The sequence below is a fragment of the Cypionkella sp. genome, from assembly GCF_028290025.1.
GTDB lineage: Bacteria > Pseudomonadota > Alphaproteobacteria > Rhodobacterales > Rhodobacteraceae > Cypionkella.
Window position 1 is genome coordinate 1 of the sequence record NZ_JAQGKQ010000004.1, and the last position, 18,211, is coordinate 18,211.

18 protein-coding genes are annotated in these 18,211 nt (G+C 59.1%); 8 read left to right on the forward strand and 10 right to left on the reverse strand.

What is annotated here, in order from left to right:
• Positions 1-862, reverse strand: an 862-nt coding sequence (locus tag JWS10_RS00325) for a class I tRNA ligase family protein (RefSeq protein WP_299503692.1), incomplete at its 3' end; no start/stop codon positions are given.
• A 247-nt stretch (positions 863-1,109) separates the two neighbouring features.
• Here JWS10_RS00325 and JWS10_RS00330 point away from each other — a divergent pair.
• Positions 1,110-1,514: a group III truncated hemoglobin gene (locus JWS10_RS00330; protein WP_299503694.1), complete on the forward strand. Its 405-nt coding sequence runs from the start codon at positions 1,110-1,112 to the stop codon at positions 1,512-1,514.
• On the opposite strand, the gene JWS10_RS00335 is transcribed toward JWS10_RS00330, so the two are convergent.
• Entirely contained in the window at positions 1,491-4,283 is a 2,793-nt protein-coding gene (locus JWS10_RS00335; protein WP_299503696.1) for a DUF2339 domain-containing protein, read from the reverse strand. The two genes, JWS10_RS00330 and JWS10_RS00335, sit on opposite strands and share 24 nt — an antisense overlap.
• A gap of 301 nt (positions 4,284-4,584) precedes the next feature.
• Here JWS10_RS00335 and JWS10_RS00340 point away from each other — a divergent pair, with 301 nt between their 5' ends.
• A complete protein-coding gene (locus tag JWS10_RS00340) occupies positions 4,585-4,953 on the forward strand; it encodes a DUF2237 domain-containing protein (RefSeq protein ID WP_299503698.1) in 369 nt (122 codons plus the stop codon).
• Here the strand turns inward: JWS10_RS00340 and JWS10_RS00345 are convergent.
• The 7 genes from JWS10_RS00345 to JWS10_RS00375 all read right to left on the reverse strand — a co-directional run bounded on the left by JWS10_RS00345 (position 4,938) and on the right by JWS10_RS00375 (position 10,272).
• The gene (locus JWS10_RS00345; RefSeq protein ID WP_299480144.1) at positions 4,938-5,459 is read right to left on the reverse strand and encodes a helix-turn-helix transcriptional regulator; all 522 of its coding nucleotides are present in this window, start codon (positions 5,457-5,459) and stop codon (positions 4,938-4,940) included. The genes JWS10_RS00340 and JWS10_RS00345 overlap by 16 nt on opposite strands.
• A 47-nt stretch (positions 5,460-5,506) precedes the next feature.
• On the reverse strand, positions 5,507-6,088 hold the full coding sequence (locus tag JWS10_RS00350) for a hypothetical protein (RefSeq protein WP_299503700.1): 582 nt from the start codon (positions 6,086-6,088) through the stop codon (positions 5,507-5,509).
• A 110-nt stretch (positions 6,089-6,198) separates the two neighbouring features.
• The gene (locus JWS10_RS00355) at positions 6,199-6,819 is read right to left on the reverse strand and encodes a hypothetical protein (RefSeq protein ID WP_299503701.1); all 621 of its coding nucleotides are present in this window, start codon (positions 6,817-6,819) and stop codon (positions 6,199-6,201) included.
• Between the two features lie 274 nt (positions 6,820-7,093).
• The gene (gene trpB / locus JWS10_RS00360; protein WP_299503702.1) at positions 7,094-8,323 is read right to left on the reverse strand and encodes a tryptophan synthase subunit beta; all 1,230 of its coding nucleotides are present in this window, start codon (positions 8,321-8,323) and stop codon (positions 7,094-7,096) included.
• A gap of 121 nt (positions 8,324-8,444) precedes the next feature.
• Positions 8,445-8,891, reverse strand: a complete 447-nt coding sequence (locus tag JWS10_RS00365) for a GNAT family N-acetyltransferase (RefSeq protein WP_299503703.1) — start codon at positions 8,889-8,891, stop codon at positions 8,445-8,447.
• On the reverse strand, positions 8,882-9,937 hold the full coding sequence (locus JWS10_RS00370; RefSeq protein ID WP_299503704.1) for a quinone-dependent dihydroorotate dehydrogenase: 1,056 nt from the start codon (positions 9,935-9,937) through the stop codon (positions 8,882-8,884). The genes JWS10_RS00365 and JWS10_RS00370 overlap by 10 nt, the downstream gene beginning before the upstream one ends.
• On the reverse strand, positions 9,934-10,272 hold the full coding sequence (locus tag JWS10_RS00375; RefSeq protein ID WP_299482536.1) for a DUF952 domain-containing protein: 339 nt from the start codon (positions 10,270-10,272) through the stop codon (positions 9,934-9,936). Before JWS10_RS00375 ends, JWS10_RS00370 begins: the two co-directional genes overlap by 4 nt.
• A gap of 192 nt (positions 10,273-10,464) precedes the next feature.
• Between JWS10_RS00375 and JWS10_RS00380 the strand changes: the two genes are divergently transcribed.
• Complete coding sequence (locus JWS10_RS00380) at positions 10,465-11,973, forward strand: 5'-nucleotidase C-terminal domain-containing protein (RefSeq protein ID WP_299503705.1); 1,509 nt, start codon at positions 10,465-10,467, stop codon at positions 11,971-11,973.
• 192 nt (positions 11,974-12,165) lie between these two features.
• On the opposite strand, the gene irrA is transcribed toward JWS10_RS00380, so the two are convergent.
• A complete protein-coding gene (gene irrA, locus JWS10_RS00385; protein ID WP_299482542.1) occupies positions 12,166-12,582 on the reverse strand; it encodes an iron response transcriptional regulator IrrA in 417 nt (138 codons plus the stop codon).
• 181 nt (positions 12,583-12,763) lie between these two features.
• Here irrA and fabA point away from each other — a divergent pair, with 181 nt between their 5' ends.
• The 5 genes from fabA (at position 12,764) to JWS10_RS00410 (ending at position 17,957) form a co-directional block, all read left to right on the forward strand.
• Positions 12,764-13,273, forward strand: coding sequence for a bifunctional 3-hydroxydecanoyl-ACP dehydratase/trans-2-decenoyl-ACP isomerase (gene fabA / locus JWS10_RS00390; protein ID WP_299482545.1), 510 nt, complete (start codon positions 12,764-12,766; stop codon positions 13,271-13,273).
• 89 nt (positions 13,274-13,362) lie between these two features.
• A complete protein-coding gene (gene fabB, locus JWS10_RS00395) occupies positions 13,363-14,592 on the forward strand; it encodes a beta-ketoacyl-ACP synthase I (RefSeq protein WP_299503707.1) in 1,230 nt (409 codons plus the stop codon).
• Positions 14,593-14,711: 119 nt separating this feature from the next.
• Positions 14,712-15,500, forward strand: a complete 789-nt coding sequence (locus JWS10_RS00400) for an SDR family oxidoreductase (RefSeq protein WP_299503709.1) — start codon at positions 14,712-14,714, stop codon at positions 15,498-15,500.
• Positions 15,501-15,506: 6 nt separating this feature from the next.
• Positions 15,507-16,286, forward strand: a complete 780-nt coding sequence (locus tag JWS10_RS00405) for a site-2 protease family protein (protein WP_299503711.1) — start codon at positions 15,507-15,509, stop codon at positions 16,284-16,286.
• Between the two features lie 375 nt (positions 16,287-16,661).
• Entirely contained in the window at positions 16,662-17,957 is a 1,296-nt protein-coding gene (locus JWS10_RS00410) for an integrase arm-type DNA-binding domain-containing protein (protein WP_299503713.1), read from the forward strand.
• Positions 17,958-18,211: the final 254 nt, after the last annotated feature.

Here is an 18,211-nt window from a genome sequence, read left to right on the forward strand (position 1 = left end):
AGGCTACCGCGCGATTTTGCGGGATCGTCCAAGGCGTCGTGGTCCAAATTACCACTGACGCCTTCAGAAGAAGCTCATTTTGGGGGACGAAGCCTAGATCGATCTCAACACCATCGCCAGTTCCGTATGGTTCGGCGTCAGAAGCAATTGGATCAAACGCCCATTCACGCTTCTTAAGCAAGATCACCGGAAACCGCACCCAGATCGTATGGCTCGTATGATCGTGATATTCGATCTCCGCCTCGGCCAATGCCGTCTTCTCCACCGGCGACCACATCACTGGCTTCGACCCCTGATACAACGACCCGTTGTTGACGAATTTCATAAACTCGTCCGCGATCACCGCTTCGGCGTGGTAATCCATGGTGAAATATGGCTTTTCCCACTTCCCCGTCACGCCCAAACGCTTGAATTCGGAGCGTTGCACGTCGATCCAGCCCTCGGCAAAGCGGCGGCATTCTTGGCGGAAATCGACGATATCCACGTCGTCCTTGTTCAACCCCTTGGCCCGGTATTGTTCCTCGATCTTCCATTCGATCGGCAGCCCGTGGCAATCCCAACCGGGCACATAGCGGGCATCCTTGCCCATCATCTGCTGCGAACGCACCACCATATCCTTCAGGATCTTGTTCAGCGCATGGCCGATGTGCAGATGGCCGTTGGCGTAGGGCGGGCCGTCATGCAGGGTGAACGGAGCGCGGGCCTCAGCCACGGCCTTTTCGCGCAAACGGTCGTAGACCCCGATCTTTTCCCAGCGCGCCAGCCAATCGGGTTCACGCGCAGGCAGGCCAGCCCGCATCGGGAAATCGGTTTCGGGCAGAAATACGGTGTTCGAATAGTCAGAAGTCACATCAGCGCACATCGCGGCAGTCCTTGAGGTCGGGCCTAATTTGGCCTTGGAATGTCAGGTATCGGAAGGGTGCAAGGCACCAAAATCCCGGCGTCTGATGGCTCAGAGCGCCGGGCCTATAATTCGGAACATGCTCACGAATATGCGGTCCATCCGCGCCTTATAGAAAGCCCGCGCGGAAAGGTCAAAGCCCCTGCGTCAGCGCGCGCTATTGCAGCGCGACGCCATATCCCTCAATTTGCGCGCATAGGAGCCTGCCATGTCCCCCCTCGCCCGTTTTGCCATTTCCCCCGCCGAAATCGACAGCGTAATCGCCACGTTTTACGCGGCGGTCCGAAACCATCCAACCTTGGCGCCGATTTTCGCCTCGCATGTCACCGACTGGCCCGCACATGAAGCGAAAATCGCGTTGTTCTGGCGCAATGCCATCCTGCTGGAGCGTGGTTATGACGGCAACCCGATGGCCGTGCACAAGGCCGCAGGCAACGTCCACCCCGGCATGTTTGATCCGTGGCTGGCCTTGTTCGACGCCACCCTCACCCGCGAGCTGCCGCCCGACACCGCGCAGGCTTGGTCCGCCCTTGCGCATCGCATCGGGCGGGGCCTGCGCTATGGGCTGGTCGATGGCGCCAAGACCGCCTCAGGTGTCCCGCTTCTGCGTTGAAACCTCGCCCGCCCAACGGTTCAGCCAAGCAAGCCCTGCCAAGCACAGCCCAAGGCCGAGGAAGCTGACCACGCGGGTCAGGCCGGTCAGCCCCGCCGCATCGAGCAGGAAGACCTTGGCAATCGTCAAGCCAATCACCGCCATCGCCACCCGCCGCAGCAAGTTGGAACGCCGCGCAATCGCTTGATAAAGCAGCCCCGCTCCCAAGAGCATGAGTGCCACGGTATAGCTGTAAAGCTCGCCCTGCACGACACCTGACGCCCCCAGCCAATCACCCTGCCAGAACCGCCGGATCTCAAGCCCGATGTAAAGCGCCAACAGCGCGACGCCCACCACTAAGAACCCCAGCCGCAAACGCCGCCCAAGCCCCGGCAGCTTCCACACCGCCGCAAGCAACATCAGCCCCGGCACCCCGTAGGCTATCAGCAGCGTATCCAACACGAACGGCCCGAGTACCAAACTGCCCGGATCACTGGCGTAAAAGCTGAACAGCGGGTTGAACGGCCCCACCGCCAGCGCCAAAGCCGCCGTCGCGAACAGTCCCGCCAGCAAAGCAATGGCTTGGCGCATCCGCACCAGCCCGCCGCCCAGCCGCGCCCGATAAATCTGCATCAGCATCAGCACCAACCATGGCAGCGCATTCAAGCCAGCCGACCAATGGGTTTCAACATCACTCGGCGCCTCGGATGGCAAAATCCAGCGCATGATCAAAACGTTGGCCAAGATTGCGCCCAAACCAGCTGCCGCAGACTCCAGCACGCCCTTGGGCAAAATCCGACCCTCTGGCAGAACGCGCAGCGCCGCAACCAGCGCCGCTATCACCCCCGCAAACGCCAGCACCACCTGACCCAACGGCGCCTCGAACGCCCAATCAAGCCCCGGATCGGCCAGCAACCGATAACCCAACACAGCCACTGCCGCCTGAATGAACCAGCCCATCTCGGGCAGTTTGAACCGACGATCCAACCAAGCTGCAACCAGCGCCAGCAGCGCCAAGGCCAAGGTGAGCGCCGTGTGCGTGGTAACCAAAAACAGCGCCAAAGCGATCAGCGATAGTGCCGACAGCGTGGCATAAGCCGGGCGTCGGCGATCCGGTCCGCGCGCAAACACTACCGCCAAACCGACCATGCCAGCCGCCACAGTCATAACATGCAGCGCCCACGGATAGGCCCCGATCACCTGCTCTGGCAGCCAAAGCAGCGCCAAAATCGTCACCGCAACCGGAGCCACCAAAGCCGCCGCAGCACCCTGTATCAAATACTGCGGCCCCTCTTGCCGCGACCGCCACGCAAACGCCGCCGACATCAGCGCCGCCATACCAACCATGATCGTGATCGACCTCGGTGCTGCGGCCACCCATTCCGGACCCCAATCCGCCGCATGCTGAAACATCAACTGTAGCGGCAGTTCCGAACCGCCGATTTGCAGCAGCATCAGCCCAAAACCCACCGCCGGGATCAAGCCCAGATCTGCCAAGCCCTCGGCCTTTTCCGCCCAAATCACATAGGCGAGCGTCAGAAGAGTCAGCCCACCCAGCGCCAACAACGCCTCGGTCGGCTGCGCTTTTGCCAACATCGCCAGAGCCAAGGTTGAGGCCAAGGCCGCACCCGTCGCCAACATCACCGGGAACGGCACGGAAATCTTGGTCGCTGCGCGGTGCATCAGCACCGACGGCCCCTGCTGACGCGGGATCAGGCCGCGCTCGGGGATGATGATCGCCAGCAGTGGCAACACCAGCAGCAAGCAAATCCAGCCCGCCTCACCCGCCTCTGACTCCATCGCAACCCAACCGCCCAGATAGCCCAGCACCAGCGCCAACACCGATACCCAAGCCCAGCGCCGAAACGTATCCACACCCAAACCCAAAGCCGCGATCAGTGCGAAATAACCATAGAGCCACGGCGCGGCGTCAGACTCGCCCGCCACCACAAAGGGGGCGACGAACGCGCCGAGCAAGCCGATCACAATCAGCAGCGGCCCATAGAACCACCCCAGCACCAGCGCCAAAATGGCCGTCGCCACATGCCCCACAAAGGCCATCTGCGGCCCGATCAGCCCATACATCAAGCGCGCGGATATTACGGCGGCAAACACCGATACCAAGCCCGCACCGGCAAACACCGATGGCAGATACGCGGTGGAAACATCCTCGCCATCGCCCGAACGTCGCCGCAACCACTCCCCCGCAGCAATCAAGCACAGGCCAAAGCCGATCCCCGCCAACACCCGATACGCTGGCGGCAGCAACCCGTTTTCGATGCCGTACTGCACGAAAAACACCCCCGCCAAAGCCAAGGACGCGGCGGAGATCGCATAAACCCAGTTCGCTTTAAACCAAGCCGCAAACCGTGAGAACACGCTTGGCCCCGCAGGCATCCGCGCCGCCACAGGCACGGCATCCGCGGCTTTAGCGCCAGCCGCCGCACGCTCCCACGGTGTCAAAGGCCGATTTGCGTCTGCTGTCGCAGGCTCTGCTGCGACGATATCCCTTGGCTCAACCCCGACGATCTGCGCGTCTTCGGCAACCGGAGCAACGGCGATCTGCACCGCTCCCGAGCCAGCAGGTTCGCCAAACGTCGGTATCGGCCCAGCCGCGCGGGCTATGTCGCCCTCGGTCGGCAGCGCCTGCAAACGCTGGCTTTGCGCCGCCAACTGCCGCTCCACGACGCCGATGCGGCTGCGCAACCTGATCTGTCCGATCAGCAGCACAATGATCAACACTGGAATGGCAAGCGCCACCAGAGCCAGCAAAACTAGCAAGCCGTCCATTCACAGTCCCCCAGACTTTTGCGTTACCTTAGGGCCGCCGAGCCGTTCTGCACAGTGGGGAACATCGCACCCTATAAATGCTTGCAGACATTAAGTTAATAGACCCCAATACCTGCGGGAGCCTGCAAACTTTCGTATCGCGCTCAGGCCATCAGCGATGGCGGGCCTGCTGCGAAGCATCGGCTGCTGACGGCGGCGGTGCGGACAAAATGCCGCGACCAACCCCCAAGATGAATTGGCCGCAAACCGCTGGACAGTGCGCGCCTCTGCGTTAACTAATGACTGAAAACAAGGAGACACTATGCGCGCGCCCTCCCTCAACGTTCTCGGCGGCGATCTGGAAAGCTGCTCGACCAACCCCGTCACCGGATTTTTCCGCGACGGTCGCTGCAACACTGGCCCAATGGATCAGGGCCTGCATACCGTCTGTGCGCTGATGACGGCCGAATTTTTGGCCTACTCGAAATACTTAGGCAATGATCTCTCCACCCCGCGCCCCGAATACGGTTTCGCTGGCCTTAAACCCGGCGATCAATGGTGTCTGTGCGCCGGACGTTTCCTGCAAGCTCATGCCGAGGGTGTTGCTCCGAAAATCCGCCTGACATCCACCCATCAACGCACATTGGACGTGGTCGATCTGGCGATCTTGCAGACCTACGCGGCGGACTGAGCCGAGGGCAACCGCAACGTCCCACCCTCGTCCCGCATCAAATCCTCGATGAACAGTGACAAAAGTTGCGAGCGCCCACTGACCCCCGCCTTACGATAAATCGCATTGGTTTGCGCCTTCACCGTGCCCTCTGATGTGCTGCGCAAAGTCGCGATCTCGCTGGTGGTCATGCCCTTTATCGCAAACAGCGCCACGTCCTTTTCCGCCGGAGTAAGCGCCCATTCGGCAAACCGCTCGTCCAACAACCCCATGAACGCACCCGAGGCCCTGCGCAGTCGCGTCTCGGCGGCGCGGCGGTCACGAATGGCTTGCCGCAACAAGATCGCCCCCAAAACCACGCCAACAATCAGGCCAAGCGCCGCCCAAATCTCCATTATCTCACGCAGTTCCCACGGCAGCGGAGTCGTGGTGATGCCGACAAATGATGACAAAATATCCGACACGAAGAAAATCGCGCAAGCCGCCTGCAACAGAAAGATCGCAAAGACGAAAGCCGGATGTCTCACATCAACTCCAAGATTGCCGCACCGCTATGCTGTGCAAAACGCGCCGTTTAGTCGTCATCGCCCGAGTCGTCGTGTCCTGAATCGTCGTGCCCTGAATCGTCGTGCCCTGAATCGTCGTGTCCAGAGCCACTGCTGCCCGAACCACTGTGACCCGAGCCATCATCGCCCGAGCCGCTGTTGCCATCTGATCCGCTGTCGCCCGAATCTCCGCTGTCGCCCGAACCGCTGCCGCTATCATCGGAACCGCCGTTGTACGAACCACCGTCATCAGAGCCATCATCTGACCCGCTGTTATCAGACCCGTCATCCCCCGAACTGCCTTTGCCCTTGTCATCATCGTCCGCGATCTGCGGCATTTGGCGGCCATCCGCCGCGACGACGACATCGCGCAAAATCTCGCCGGTGCGCGGGTTCAGGATAATCTCACGCGATCCGCCACGCCGCTCCGCGACGATCCGCACCCGGCCCAGCAAGGTACGCTCGACATTGATCTGGCGGTAGCCCTGCCCCCGCAACTGCTCTACGACCGAGCTTTGATAGCTTTCGGCAAGTGCTGCGCCGGGCGCCAAAACGCCAGCCGCACCAGCAATGCTGGCGGCACTCAAAGCCATGAACGATCTGCGGTTCATCCCTGATCCTTCCAGCGGCGCGTCCACGCCGCTTGCAACACACTATCATTGATGCCAAGCGCCGCAATCCCGACCAAGGTCTGAGGCGCTTGGCATATCATTTTTCGGGCTTAGTCGTCCGAACCACCATCTTGGTCGCCGCCGTCATGGTCGCCGCCGTCATGACCGCTACCATCGTGACCGCTGCCATCGCTGCCACTGCCGCTGCCGCCATGATCATCGCCCGCGTCGTGGTCCGCACCGTCATCGCTGCCACTGCCGCCATGGTCATCGCCCGCGTCGTGATCCGCACCGTCGTCGCTGCCACTGCTGCTGCCGCCATGATCATCGCCTGCGTCATGATCTGCACCATCGTCCGAGCCACTTGTCGGGCCGTCGCCTGAACCATTGTCATCAGAGTCATCGTCTGCGCCGTCTCTATGGCCGTTATCGTCGGCGAAATCATGGTCCGTCGTCGAAACCTCTACTCCGGTGCCGCCAGCCTCGGTGCTGGCCTCGGATTCCCGCTTCACCTCGTTGCCGGTCGCCTTGTCATAGACCACCTCAACCTTTACACCATTCTTGACGGCCTCAACTTTGATTTGGTTCGGGCCTTCCTTCACTTCGATGTCTGTAAAGGCCGCATCCTGATACGAGCCCACGACATCATTCGCGGTGATCGCGGCCTGCGCAGTGCCGGCCCAGAGGCCAAAAAGCGCGGTTATCATCATTGGTTTTACTGTCAGTTTCATCGGGTTTCCCTTGTGCTGCTATGCAAACGCGCCGTTTGTGGCGACGAGTTCAGCGATGACAGCCACAAACCCGGCAGGCTATGGGCACAGAGTTTAGCCGCCGGACATTCGGCCAATAGTTTGCGCCGCTAAACCACAGTTTAGGAAAAATAGCTGTAAGTTTAAGACCTTAGTCCGAACTCCCACAGCAAAAGTCTGAAAAATATCCAAATTTTGCCAACAAAAAGCCGCGCCTCCGTGCGGGGGCGCGGCTTTTATAAAACTTTGATTCGGCTCAGATTTTCATATCAAAGCCTAGATGCTTGGCGACGGTGAAAATATCCTTGTCGCCACGCCCGCACATGTTCATCACGATGATATGTTCCTTCGGCAAAGTCGGCGCGATCTTCATCACATGCGCCAAGGCGTGCGAAGGCTCCAGCGCCGGAATGATACCCTCCAGCTTGCACGATAGCTGAAACGCCTCCAACGCCTCGGCATCGGTGATGCTGACGTATTCTACGCGGCCCATGTCGTGCAGCCAAGAATGTTCCGGCCCGATACCGGGATAATCAAGGCCCGCCGAGATCGAGAAGCCTTCCAAAATCTGCCCGTCATTGTCTTGCAACAGATAGGTGCGGTTGCCATGCAGCACACCCGGACGCCCACCCGTAAGCGAGGCACAATGCTGCATCCGCTCATCGACACCTTTGCCGCCCGCTTCCACGCCAATGATGTTCACCGACGGATCATCAAGGAACGGATAAAACAGCCCCATCGCGTTGGAGCCACCGCCAATCGCGGCAATCAACGTGTCGGGCAAACGGCCCGCGCCCTCTTGCTCCTCAAGCTGCCACCGCACTTCCTTGCCGATGATGCTTTGGAAATCCCGCACCATCGCCGGATAGGGATGCGGCCCTGCAACCGTGCCGATGCAATAAAACGTGTCGCGCACATTGGTCACCCAATCGCGCAAAGCATCGTTCATCGCATCCTTCAGCGTGCCGCGACCCGAAGTCACCGGAATAACCTCCGCCCCCAACAACCGCATCCGAAACACGTTCGGAGCCTGCCGTTCGACATCATGCGCGCCCATGTAGACCACGCATTGCAGCCCAAACTTGGCACAAACCGTCGCCGTCGCCACGCCGTGCTGACCAGCACCCGTTTCCGCGATAATCCGGGTTTTTCCCATCCGCCGCGCCAGAATGATCTGCCCCAGCACGTTGTTGATCTTATGCGCGCCGGTGTGGTTCAGCTCATCCCGCTTCATATAAACCTTGGCACCGCCAAGATGCTCGGTCAGCCGCGAGGCATGGTAAAGCGGCGATGGCCGACCAACGTAATGCTTCCACAGATCATCCATCTCCGCCCAGAACGTAGGGTCGGTCTTGGCAAACTCATAGCGGGCTTCCAGATCGAGGATCAGCGGCATCAGCGTTTCAGACACAAAACGCCCGCCAAACTTGCCAAAACGGCCTTGCTCGTCCGGTCCGGTCATAAAGCTGTTGATACCGTCTTCCATCGCTGATCTCCCATGTGTTGCAAAGGATGTAGCGCCCTTGAGCGCCGGGGAAAAGGGGGCTGTCAGCCCCCTCGCCTTATCAGGCTCACCCCCCGAGGATATTTAAGCAGAGAGGATGACCTTAGAGATTCTTTTTGTAGCCGATATGGCTCGCAGTAAAACCCAGTCGATCATAAAAGGCATGGGCGCGAAGGCGCGTCTTATCGGTGGTCAGTTGCATCACCAACGCCCCCGCCGCCCGCGCTCGGCTCTCACATTCCGCCATCAAAGCCTCACCAAGCTTTTGCCCGCGCAGATCAGCCACCACCCGCACAGCCTCAACCAACGCCCGTTTCGCACCTTGCCGAGACAGCCCCGCAAGGATGGTCAGCTGGCACATCGCCACAATCCGCCCGCCCGTTTCACCAACAATCATCTGATGCATCGGGTTGCCAATAATCTCATCGAACGCCTCCAGATAGGGTGCCATATCCGCGCCCTCTCGGGCCTTCCCCAACGGATCATCCGCCAGCATCGCCACCATCGCCGCCAGATCGCGGGGCTGTGCATCGCGGAAAATCACAGCCATTGCGCGCGCCCCTTGCCCACCGCATCGGCGACCGAGGCATAGCCGTCACGTTCCAGCAGTTTATCCAAGCCCCGCACGATCTTCGCCGCCAGCGAAATCCCCTGATAGACCATCGCTGTGTAAAACTGCACTGCCGATGCCCCAACGAGGATTTTGACATAAGCCTCCTCGGCGCCGGAAATCCCACCAACCCCGATCAACGGCAGCTTGCCTTCGGTCAAAACCGACAGCTGTGCCAACACCTGCGTAGACTTTTCGAACAACGGCGTGCCCGAAAGCCCTCCCATCTGCGATTTTCCAGCACTTACCAAACCTTCTCGCGACAAGGTTGTATTCGTCGCAATGATCCCGGAGACGCCCGAGGTTAAGGCGACTTCTGCGATCTCCGCCAACTCATCCACAGTCAAATCCGGCGCGATCTTCAGGAAGATCGGGATAGGGCGCGCCAGCGCATCCCGCGTTTCCATAACCCCCGCCAGCAAAGCCGACAAAGCCGCCCGCCCCTGCAAATCCCGCAGCTTCTCGGTGTTTGGCGAGCTCACATTCACCGTCGCGAAATCCACATGCGGCCCGCAAACCGCCAACACTTGTGCGAAGTCCAGCGCCTTGTCGGCGCTATCCTTATTCGCGCCGAGGTTCAGCCCGACCGGCACCGCTCCACGCACCCGCGCAGCCAACCGCGCAGCAATCGCCTCTGCACCTTCATTATTAAAGCCGAACCGATTGATCGCCGCGCGGTCCTCGGTCAGCCGAAATAACCGAGGCTGCGGATTGCCCGGCTGCGGCCGCGGCGTCGCAGCGCCGACCTCGACAAAGCCAAACCCCGCCCGCGTCAATGGCCCCACAACCGTCGCGTTTTTATCAAACCCAGCCGCCAACCCCACCGGATTGGGCAATTCCAACCCGGCCAAATTCGTCGCCAGCCGAGGCGAGGTAATCACCCCCGGCAACGGCACCAGCCCCGCCGACAGCGCCCGCAATGACAACCCATGCGCGCGCTCAGGATCAAACCGACGCAGAACTGCCAGCCCTAAAGCTTCGATCAAAACACGCCCTCCGGGAAGATATGGCCGCTGCGTCCCAGTGGCAGCGACTTGTCCCACACCACATCGGCCATCAATAATTCGCGATACAGATGCGGAAACAACGCCCCGCCGCGCGAAGCCTCCCATTTCAGTGCCGGACCCAAGCGATCCGCATCACACGCCACCAACACGAGATCGGACTGATCCGCGAAATACTTCGCCGCTGTCTCAGCCAGTTGTGGCGCGCCCGAGAAATGCACAAAGCCATCGGCCAGATCGACAGGCGCACCCGCCGTCTTGCCAAACTTGCGAAAAGCGTCCCATTCGACGCGCAGGAATATCTTGTAAATCAGCATAGCGCCTCATGCCCTGCGCCGTGGTTTCGGTCAAGCTTTCTGCTTTCGTTAACTTCTGTGCGTTAACCAAAGCTATCTATTCTTATCCAAGCATCCCCTCACATCAGCGCACCACCGCCAAACCTCAAGCCGAGCTTTGACAGACTCACCGCAGCGCCCCACACTCACAGCCACAACCCCGAGGAGATCGCCATGCCCCACCCGCTCGCCATTCGCCCCGCCCTGTTGCTCTGCGCAGCGCTATTCCCGCTTACCGCCCAAGCCGAATCCGTCAAGCTCACCCTGCTCGGCGTCGGCGACGTCTATAACTTCACCGAATCCGAAGGCCGTGGCGGCTTTGCCCGCCTGAATGCCGTGGCGCGGGCCGAGCGCGCCGCCAACCCGAACACGCTCTACCTATTTGACGGCGATATGCTGTCGCCCTCGCTGCTTTCCGGGTTCGACAAGGGCCAGAACACCATTGATCTGACCAACATCGTCCCCTTCGATCTCGCCGTTCCCGGCAACCACGAGTTTGATTTTGGGCCTGCCAACTTCATCGAGAAAGTCAAAGCCTCCAAATACCCATGGGCCGCGATCAACATCACCGACGCCGATGGCTCGCCAATGGAAGGCGTCGGCGGCGTGATGGTCAAAGAGATCGCCGGGCTGAAAGTCGCACTGATCCCGGTGGGTCAAGACACTTCGCCCTCGGTTGCCGCCACAGGTGATCTGAAGTTTCTGCCCTCAGTCGAGACAGGTATTTCCGCCGCTAAATCCGCCCGCGCCGATGGTGCAGATATCATCGTCGGCGTGGTGCAAACCGATATGGACAACGACCGCAAGCTGCTGAAATCGCATGAGTTTGATGTGATCCTATCGGGCGATGACCACTCTTATGCCACCGCCTATGATGGCATAACCGCCTATATTGAGACCTCCATCGACGGCCAGTTCCTATCGCCCATCGACCTGAACATCGAAGTGACCGAGGCCGACGGCAAGCGCGTGATCAAATGGACCCCGGCGTTCCGTTTCATTGATACCGCAAACGTGCAGCCCGATCCTGAAACCCAAGCGATGGTCGATAAGCTTTCGGCGGGCCTTGATCAGACGCTGAACGTCGAAATTGGCACCACCGAAACCGCCCTCGACAGCCGCCGCAACGTGGTCAGGGCCGAGGAATCCAGCATGGGCAACCTGATTGCCGACGCAATGCGCGCCCAAACTGGCGCAGATGTGGCGATTATGAACGGCGGCGGCATCCGCGCCGACCGCACCTATGATGCAGGCACCAAACTGACCCGCCGCGATATTCTCACCGAGCTGCCCTTCGGCAATGTCACCATACTGACCGAACTGCCCGGCAGCCAACTGCTCGGCGCTTTGGAAAACGCCGTCAGTCAGGTTGAAAAAGGCGCGGGCCGCTTTGCGCAAGTTTCAGGGCTAACCTTCAGCTATGACCCAAGCGCAGAACCGGGGTCGCGGGTGTCCAAGGTTATGATCGGCGGCACCCCTCTTAGCCCCGATGCGCTTTACAAAGTTGCGGTCAACGACTTCATTCTTGGCGGCGGCGATGGCTACGCAACGCTTGGGGGTGGCCGCCTGATTACCGACACAGGCGCAGGCAACCTCGTGGCAACCGATGTGATGGCTTACGTCGAAAAGCTCGGCACAGTGAAACCCGCCGTTGAAGGCCGCATCAAAAAACTTGGTCAGTAGTCGGCATTTGTCCCAACACGAGCCGACCACGCCAAGCTGCGACATGAGGCGGCGGAAGTTTCATTCTCGCAGCCGCGCGTAATCCCGTAGCGAAGACAAGCGCACTCCGATGGGGCGAGTTGAACCAATACGGCCCGTACCGCGTTCGCAAACGTGAGTAAGATCAGACAGCCGACAAAAATTAATGCCGAATCAGGCTCGCTTCAACCTGATCACCACGTCCACCCGCGACACCGCCATGCCCTCAGGCGCGTCCGGCAGACCTACAATAACCAGATCTTCGGCAGGCGCATCGCTCAGCTGGTGGCTGTCTTCCCAGTAGAAATGCGGATGATCATCTAACCGGGTGTCGAAATAGCTGCGCGCGCCATCGACCACGACCTCATTCAGCAGGCCCGCGTCACAAAACGCCCGCAGCGTGTTGTAAACCGTAGCCAAGCTGACCTTCGCACCCGAAGCCCCGACCGCCGCATACAGGCTTTCCGCCGTAACATGCCGGTTCATGCCGTCGCCGACCAACAAGCCAGCCAAAGCCAGCCGTTGCCGGGTAGGGCGCAGTCCGCCCCGAGTCAGCCATGTCGTGCTGCGCTGTTGTTCGCTGAAACCCATCGCCACTTTTCCCAGCCTAACCGGTCTGCCGCCATATACTCTCTCTATATAATGTAGAAAACCCGCGCTTTTCAAACGAAAACCCCAAACGCGCTATTCCGACCCCGCCGCCCCACACTTGTTCGCCTTCTCGCTGGGTGTTACATGGGGAAACGGCCAACCACTGGGGGATTTCGACGGCATGAGCGGTTTTCCAACTTCGTTCGACAAGGACGATCTGCTGAAATGTTCGCGCGGAGAGCTGTTCGGCCCCGGCAACGCGCAACTTCCCGCGCCGCCGATGTTGATGATGGACCGCATCACCGACATTTCCGGCGATGGCGGCCTGCACGGTAAGGGCCATGTTGTCGCGGAATTCGACATAACACCCGACCTGTGGTTCTTCGACTGCCACTTCCCCGGCAATCCGATCATGCCCGGTTGTTTGGGCCTTGACGGTCTTTGGCAGTTGACCGGCTTTAATCTCGGCTGGCGCGGTTGGCAGGGGCGCGGCTATGCTTTGGGTGTCGGCGAGGTCAAGCTGACCGGCATGGTGCGACCGGACCGCAAGCGCCTGACCTATTATGTTGATTTCACCAAAGCCATCCAAACCCGCCGCCTGACCATGGGCGTCGCGGATGGCCGCGTTGAGGCCGATGGCGAAACCATCTATCTCGTCAAAGACATGAAAGTTGCCCTGTCAGAGACGTAGTCTGACAATTAGACTCGTCAGAGAATAAGCTGACAAAACTTGGCGTCAAATCGTCACTGACGCCGCTTACGACACAAAAGGAGACCGCCATGCGTCGCGTCGTCATCACCGGGATCGGCATCATTTCCCCCATTGGCAACAACGCCACCGAGGTCGAAGCCTCTTTGCGCGCGGGTAAATCCGGCATCGTTTTTGCCCCAGACTATGCCGAGCACGGCTTTCGCAGCCAAGTCCACGGCATGCCGCAAATCGACCTTGCCGCGCATATCGACAAACGCGACATGCGTTTCATGGGGCCAGGTGCCGCCTATAACTTCCTAGCGATGCAGCAGGCCATCGCTGATTCCGGTCTGGAACCCAGTGACGTGTCGAACGAACGTTCCGGCCTGATCATGGGCTCGGGTGGGCCATCGACCTCAAACTTCTTTCAAGCCTTCGATGCGGTGATCAACAAGGGTGCGCCCAAAAAGATGGGCCCATTCATGGTAACCCGCTGCATGTCCTCGACGAACTCCGCTTGCCTCGCCACCCCGTTCAAAATCAAGGGCGTGAACTATTCGATCACTTCTGCCTGCTCGACCTCGGCGCATTGCATCGGCAACGGTGTGGAACTGATCCAGATGGGCAAGCAAGACATCGTATTCGCAGGCGGCGGCGAGGAACTTGATTGGACGCTGTCTTGCCTGTTCGACGCGATGGGCGCGATGAGCAGCAAGTATAATGACACCCCCGAAACCGCGTCCCGCACCTATGACGCCACCCGTGACGGCTTTGTCATCGCAGGCGGCGGCGGCGTTGTGGTGCTCGAAGAACTAAGCCACGCCCTTGCGCGCGGTGCCAAAATCTACGGCGAAGTCACTGGCTACGGTGCCACCTCTGACGGCTACGACATGGTTGCTCCGTCCGGGGAGGGTGGCGAGCGTTCGATGAAACTCGCCATCGCCACCCTGCCCGAAGGCCGCAGCGTCGACTACATCAACAGCCACGGAACTTCGACCGTGGTCGGCGACATCACCGAGATGGAGGCTATCCGTCGTGTCTGGGGCCGCGGCACCACGCCGCCCGTCGCCTCGACCAAATCGCTGACAGGCCACTCGCTTGGTGCCACCGGCGTGCATGAGGCGATCTATAGCCTGCTGATGATGAACGGCGATTTCATCGCCGCTTCCGCTAACATCACGACGCTAGACCCCGCGCTCGATCCATCCGAAATCGTAATGACCCTGCGCGAAAACGTTAAGCTCGATTCGGTCCTGTCGAACTCTTTCGGCTTCGGTGGCACCAACGCGACCCTTTTGATGAGCAAATATCTGGCCTAACTGTCACCGGAGTCTGCCTCATGCCGCAAAGCGTGCGACAGGCTCCGTTTCTTTGAATTGCGCCTGCCTTGAGACAAACCGCAAATCCCTTGTCGGTCAGGCTTTATAGGAGTGCCAGTATGGCCGATCTGATGAAGGGCAAGCGCGGGCTTGTCATGGGCGTGGCGAACGAACGTTCCATCGCCTGGGGCATTGCAAAAGCGCTGGCCGCTGAGGGGGCTGAACTGGCATTTTCCTATCAGGGGGACGCCTTCGGCAAACGTCTCGCCCCCCTGGCGGCCACGGTTGGCACCGATGTGATGGTCGATGTTGACGTGACCAACGACGAGTCTTTGGATGCCTGCTTCGCCATTCTGAAAGACAAGTGGGGCACGATGGATTTCCTGATCCACGCCATCGCCTTCTCAGATAAAAACGAACTCACAGGCCGTTTTATCAACACCAGCCGCGAGAATTTCAAAAACTCGCTTTGCATCTCTTGCTACAGCTTCATCGACGTCGCCGGTCGCGCCGCTGATCTGATGCCAAACGGCGGCAGCCTGATCACCCTGACTTATGGCGGTTCTAATCGTGTCACCCCGAATTACAACGTAATGGGCGTCGCCAAAGCCGCCCTCGAATCTGCTACCCGCTACCTCGCGAACGACCTCGGCCCGCAGCAAATCCGCGTCAACGCCATCAGCCCCGGCCCGATGAAGACCCTCGCTGGCGCTGCGATTGGCGGTGCGCGCGCCACCTTCCGCCACACCGAAGCCAACGCCCCAATGCGCACCAACGCCACGCTGGAAGCCATCGGCGGCACTGCAGTTTATCTGTGCTCAGACTATGGTGCTTGCACCAGTGGCGAGATCATCCATGTCGATTCCGGCTATCATGTGCTCGGTATGCCGCAGCAGGAAAACCTGTAACATCAAGTGCTTGTCCTAGCCCTATCCCTCGGCCTGATCGCCGTCACAGGCTATGTCCTGCGCGGCGGCTTCGCGGGCGCAGGCTGGAATCGCGTCGGCTTTGACGTCAACGCGCTGGGCCTGTCGGCAGTCGCCATCGCCGCCGCCATCTGGTTTTTTGGCTGGCAATATGGGCTTGCCTTCATCATCGCCATCATGCTGCATGAAATCGGCCATGTCGCCGCCTTCCGGGTCTGCGGCCACAAAGACGCCCAGTTCCGCCTGATCCCGCTGTTCGGCGGCGTCGCAGTTTCCCGCAGCCTGCCCGCCAGCCATGACAAAAACCTGTTCATCAGCCTGATGGGCCCGGCAATCTGTCTTGGCCCGATGGCGCTATGCTTTGCCATGGTCGAGCTTTTGCCGCCCAGCGCCTACGCGATAACCAATTTCCTTTACATACAGGGCCTGGTGCTTGGCGGGCTGAACCTGTTCAACCTGCTGCCATTCTGGCCGCTGGACGGTGGCAAAATCACCCGTCTGCTGACCTACACATTTTTCCCAAAAGCCACCCGCGCGGTGTCGATCATCATGTCCGCCACTGCCGCCGCCCTCTGCGTGCTGACGCATTCCTACTTCCTGCTGCTTTTCGTGCTGATCGGCTGGCAGGGCCTCATCCAATCTGAAAGGCTGATCGAAATACAACGCCCAATGCGCAAATCCACCGCCCTCTTGGCACTCGCCGCTTACCTCGCCACCGCAGCCGCCCTTTTCACCGGCGCCGCACAATTCGTGCAAAGCCTGCTCTAAGCGCGCAGGACGCAAGCCATAGCGCGGCCAGATCCCCAACATCTTGTGCGAACTGGGCCGGTACTCGCAGAAAACCACAAGCCTCTCCCAGCAGGGAATATAAATTGCAGCGCACAGCGGGCTGCCAGCCTGCGCCCCTCAACAATCCCCGCGACCAAAAACGACAGCACCAAAGCTTTCACGCTACGCGCAATATAAAAGCCCCCAAACGGGGGCCTTCACAGTCAAATCAGAAATTCTGGAGCGGGCGGCGGGAATCGAACCAACCTTATAAGTGATTGACAAAAAGGTATTTAATATCTTGCTGTCGCTCAGAACAACCCTTATCAGGCATAAAGTTGTATAAGAATCCGTACTGAGAAAGTTCGCTTCCCCATGCCAAAGTACGTACTCACAGATGCCCAGATACGCGCCGCACAACCGGGCAAAAATGGCAAGCCCAAGCCAGTACATGACGGGGGCGGATTGTACCTTATTGCCACGTCGCTTACCGCCAAATCATGGGTTTATCGGTATCAGCTTCACGGCAAAAATCATAGCATGGGGCTTGGCGGGTATCCCAACATAACGTTGAAGCGGGCGCGGGAATTGTGCGACGGTTTCCGTAGCATGAAGGCGGAGCGTATTGATCCGTTAGAGGTACGCGGCAAAGCTGCTATTATCCGGCGTAAGAAACTAAGAACCTTGCGCCAGATAGGTGACGCGTTCTTCCTGATCAAGAAAGGCACTCTAAAAGGTGATGGCGATGCGGGCATGTGGTGGTCGCCTCTCGACAACCATGTAATGCCCAAACTCGGTGAGAAAACATTAGCCCAGATCGGGATTGACGAAATTGTAAACTGTTTTGATTCGATCTGGCGCACAAAGTACCCTACCGCCAAGAAAGCCCAAGCGAGACTGTTTCAAATTATTAGGTATGGTTCCGCCGATGATGATTTTGACCTGACGATTCTGGAAAAGGCCAAAGCTAAGTTGGGGGCGGTGAAGCATGTTGCAGTCCACCATCCGGCGGCGGCGTGGAAGGACATGCCTGCAATCTATAAAGAGCTGAAAGGGTCGGTCGCGGATCAAGCATTGCGCCTGTACATTCTCATGGTTCCGCGTGTCTCGAACGTAACGAACGCGGTTTGGGGGGAAATGGATTTTCGCAAGGACATTTGGTTTATTCCCGGTGACAAAATGAAGGAAGAAATGCCATTTCGTATACCTTTGGCTTGGCAAGCCAAACAGGTTTTGCAGCATATGAAGCCAAGCGCTGATCCGGCAGCTTTTATCTTTCCATCGGCTGCGGCGTGGAAGAAAGGCGTCGTCAGCGAGAATACTTGGAATCTCGCATTCAAAGCGCGAAAACGTGACACCACCGCCCACGGCATCCGCTCTAGCTTTTCTGACTGGTGCGTCGAAACCGGAATTTGCGATGATAAAATGGCGGTGTTTTGTCTTGATCACCAGACTCGGACAAAGAGCGACAGAGCATATTTACGCGGTGACCGCTTGGAAGAGCGGCGCGTGATCATGGATAAATGGGCGGAATTCGTCACCGGAATGACCGTAGACGATCTTGCTGATGTGTATGAAACGAAAGCAGTTGCGCAGCACTACAGAAACGGCGGCAGCGATGCAGACGCCAAAGGCTCCTACGCTGATCTGGCATTAGATAGGAGCGAATAAGGAAGAATATAAGTTACGGCGACCTTCGTGTAAAAGCGTCCGTACTCCACCCGATTTGGAGCGACGGACACGAATATACAAAAAACATTCGTGCTCTAGGAGCGCGCAGCATTTACCTCCGTTATCGGTGGGTGCCTCATGACATCAATTGAGCGCCTTCGGCAGCAATGAAAAACCTGTGAAACCGTTCAACCTTGCTATCGAAGCCGAATTGGATAGAACTCGCGCCAATTGGCATAGTATATAGGTAAGTG

Excerpts from the sequence above, each read along its gene's own strand:
- JWS10_RS00330 (WP_299503694.1), top strand. The coding sequence starts at position 1,110 with ATGTCCCCCCTCGCCCGTTTTGCCATTTCCCCCGCCGAAATCGACAGC.
- JWS10_RS00335 (WP_299503696.1), bottom strand. The coding sequence starts at position 4,283 with ATGGACGGCTTGCTAGTTTTGCTGGCTCTGGTGGCGCTTGCCATTCCA.
- JWS10_RS00340 (WP_299503698.1), top strand. The coding sequence starts at position 4,585 with ATGCGCGCGCCCTCCCTCAACGTTCTCGGCGGCGATCTGGAAAGCTGC.
- JWS10_RS00350 (WP_299503700.1), bottom strand. The coding sequence starts at position 6,088 with ATGAACCGCAGATCGTTCATGGCTTTGAGTGCCGCCAGCATTGCTGGT.
- JWS10_RS00355 (WP_299503701.1), bottom strand. The coding sequence starts at position 6,819 with ATGAAACTGACAGTAAAACCAATGATGATAACCGCGCTTTTTGGCCTC.
- trpB (WP_299503702.1), bottom strand. The coding sequence starts at position 8,323 with ATGGAAGACGGTATCAACAGCTTTATGACCGGACCGGACGAGCAAGGC.
- JWS10_RS00365 (WP_299503703.1), bottom strand. The coding sequence starts at position 8,891 with ATGGCTGTGATTTTCCGCGATGCACAGCCCCGCGATCTGGCGGCGATG.
- JWS10_RS00375 (WP_299482536.1), bottom strand. The coding sequence starts at position 10,272 with ATGCTGATTTACAAGATATTCCTGCGCGTCGAATGGGACGCTTTTCGC.
- JWS10_RS00380 (WP_299503705.1), top strand. The coding sequence starts at position 10,465 with ATGCCCCACCCGCTCGCCATTCGCCCCGCCCTGTTGCTCTGCGCAGCG.
- irrA (WP_299482542.1), bottom strand. The coding sequence starts at position 12,582 with ATGGGTTTCAGCGAACAACAGCGCAGCACGACATGGCTGACTCGGGGC.
- fabA (WP_299482545.1), top strand. The coding sequence starts at position 12,764 with ATGAGCGGTTTTCCAACTTCGTTCGACAAGGACGATCTGCTGAAATGT.
- fabB (WP_299503707.1), top strand. The coding sequence starts at position 13,363 with ATGCGTCGCGTCGTCATCACCGGGATCGGCATCATTTCCCCCATTGGC.
- JWS10_RS00400 (WP_299503709.1), top strand. The coding sequence starts at position 14,712 with ATGGCCGATCTGATGAAGGGCAAGCGCGGGCTTGTCATGGGCGTGGCG.
- JWS10_RS00410 (WP_299503713.1), top strand. The coding sequence starts at position 16,662 with ATGCCAAAGTACGTACTCACAGATGCCCAGATACGCGCCGCACAACCG.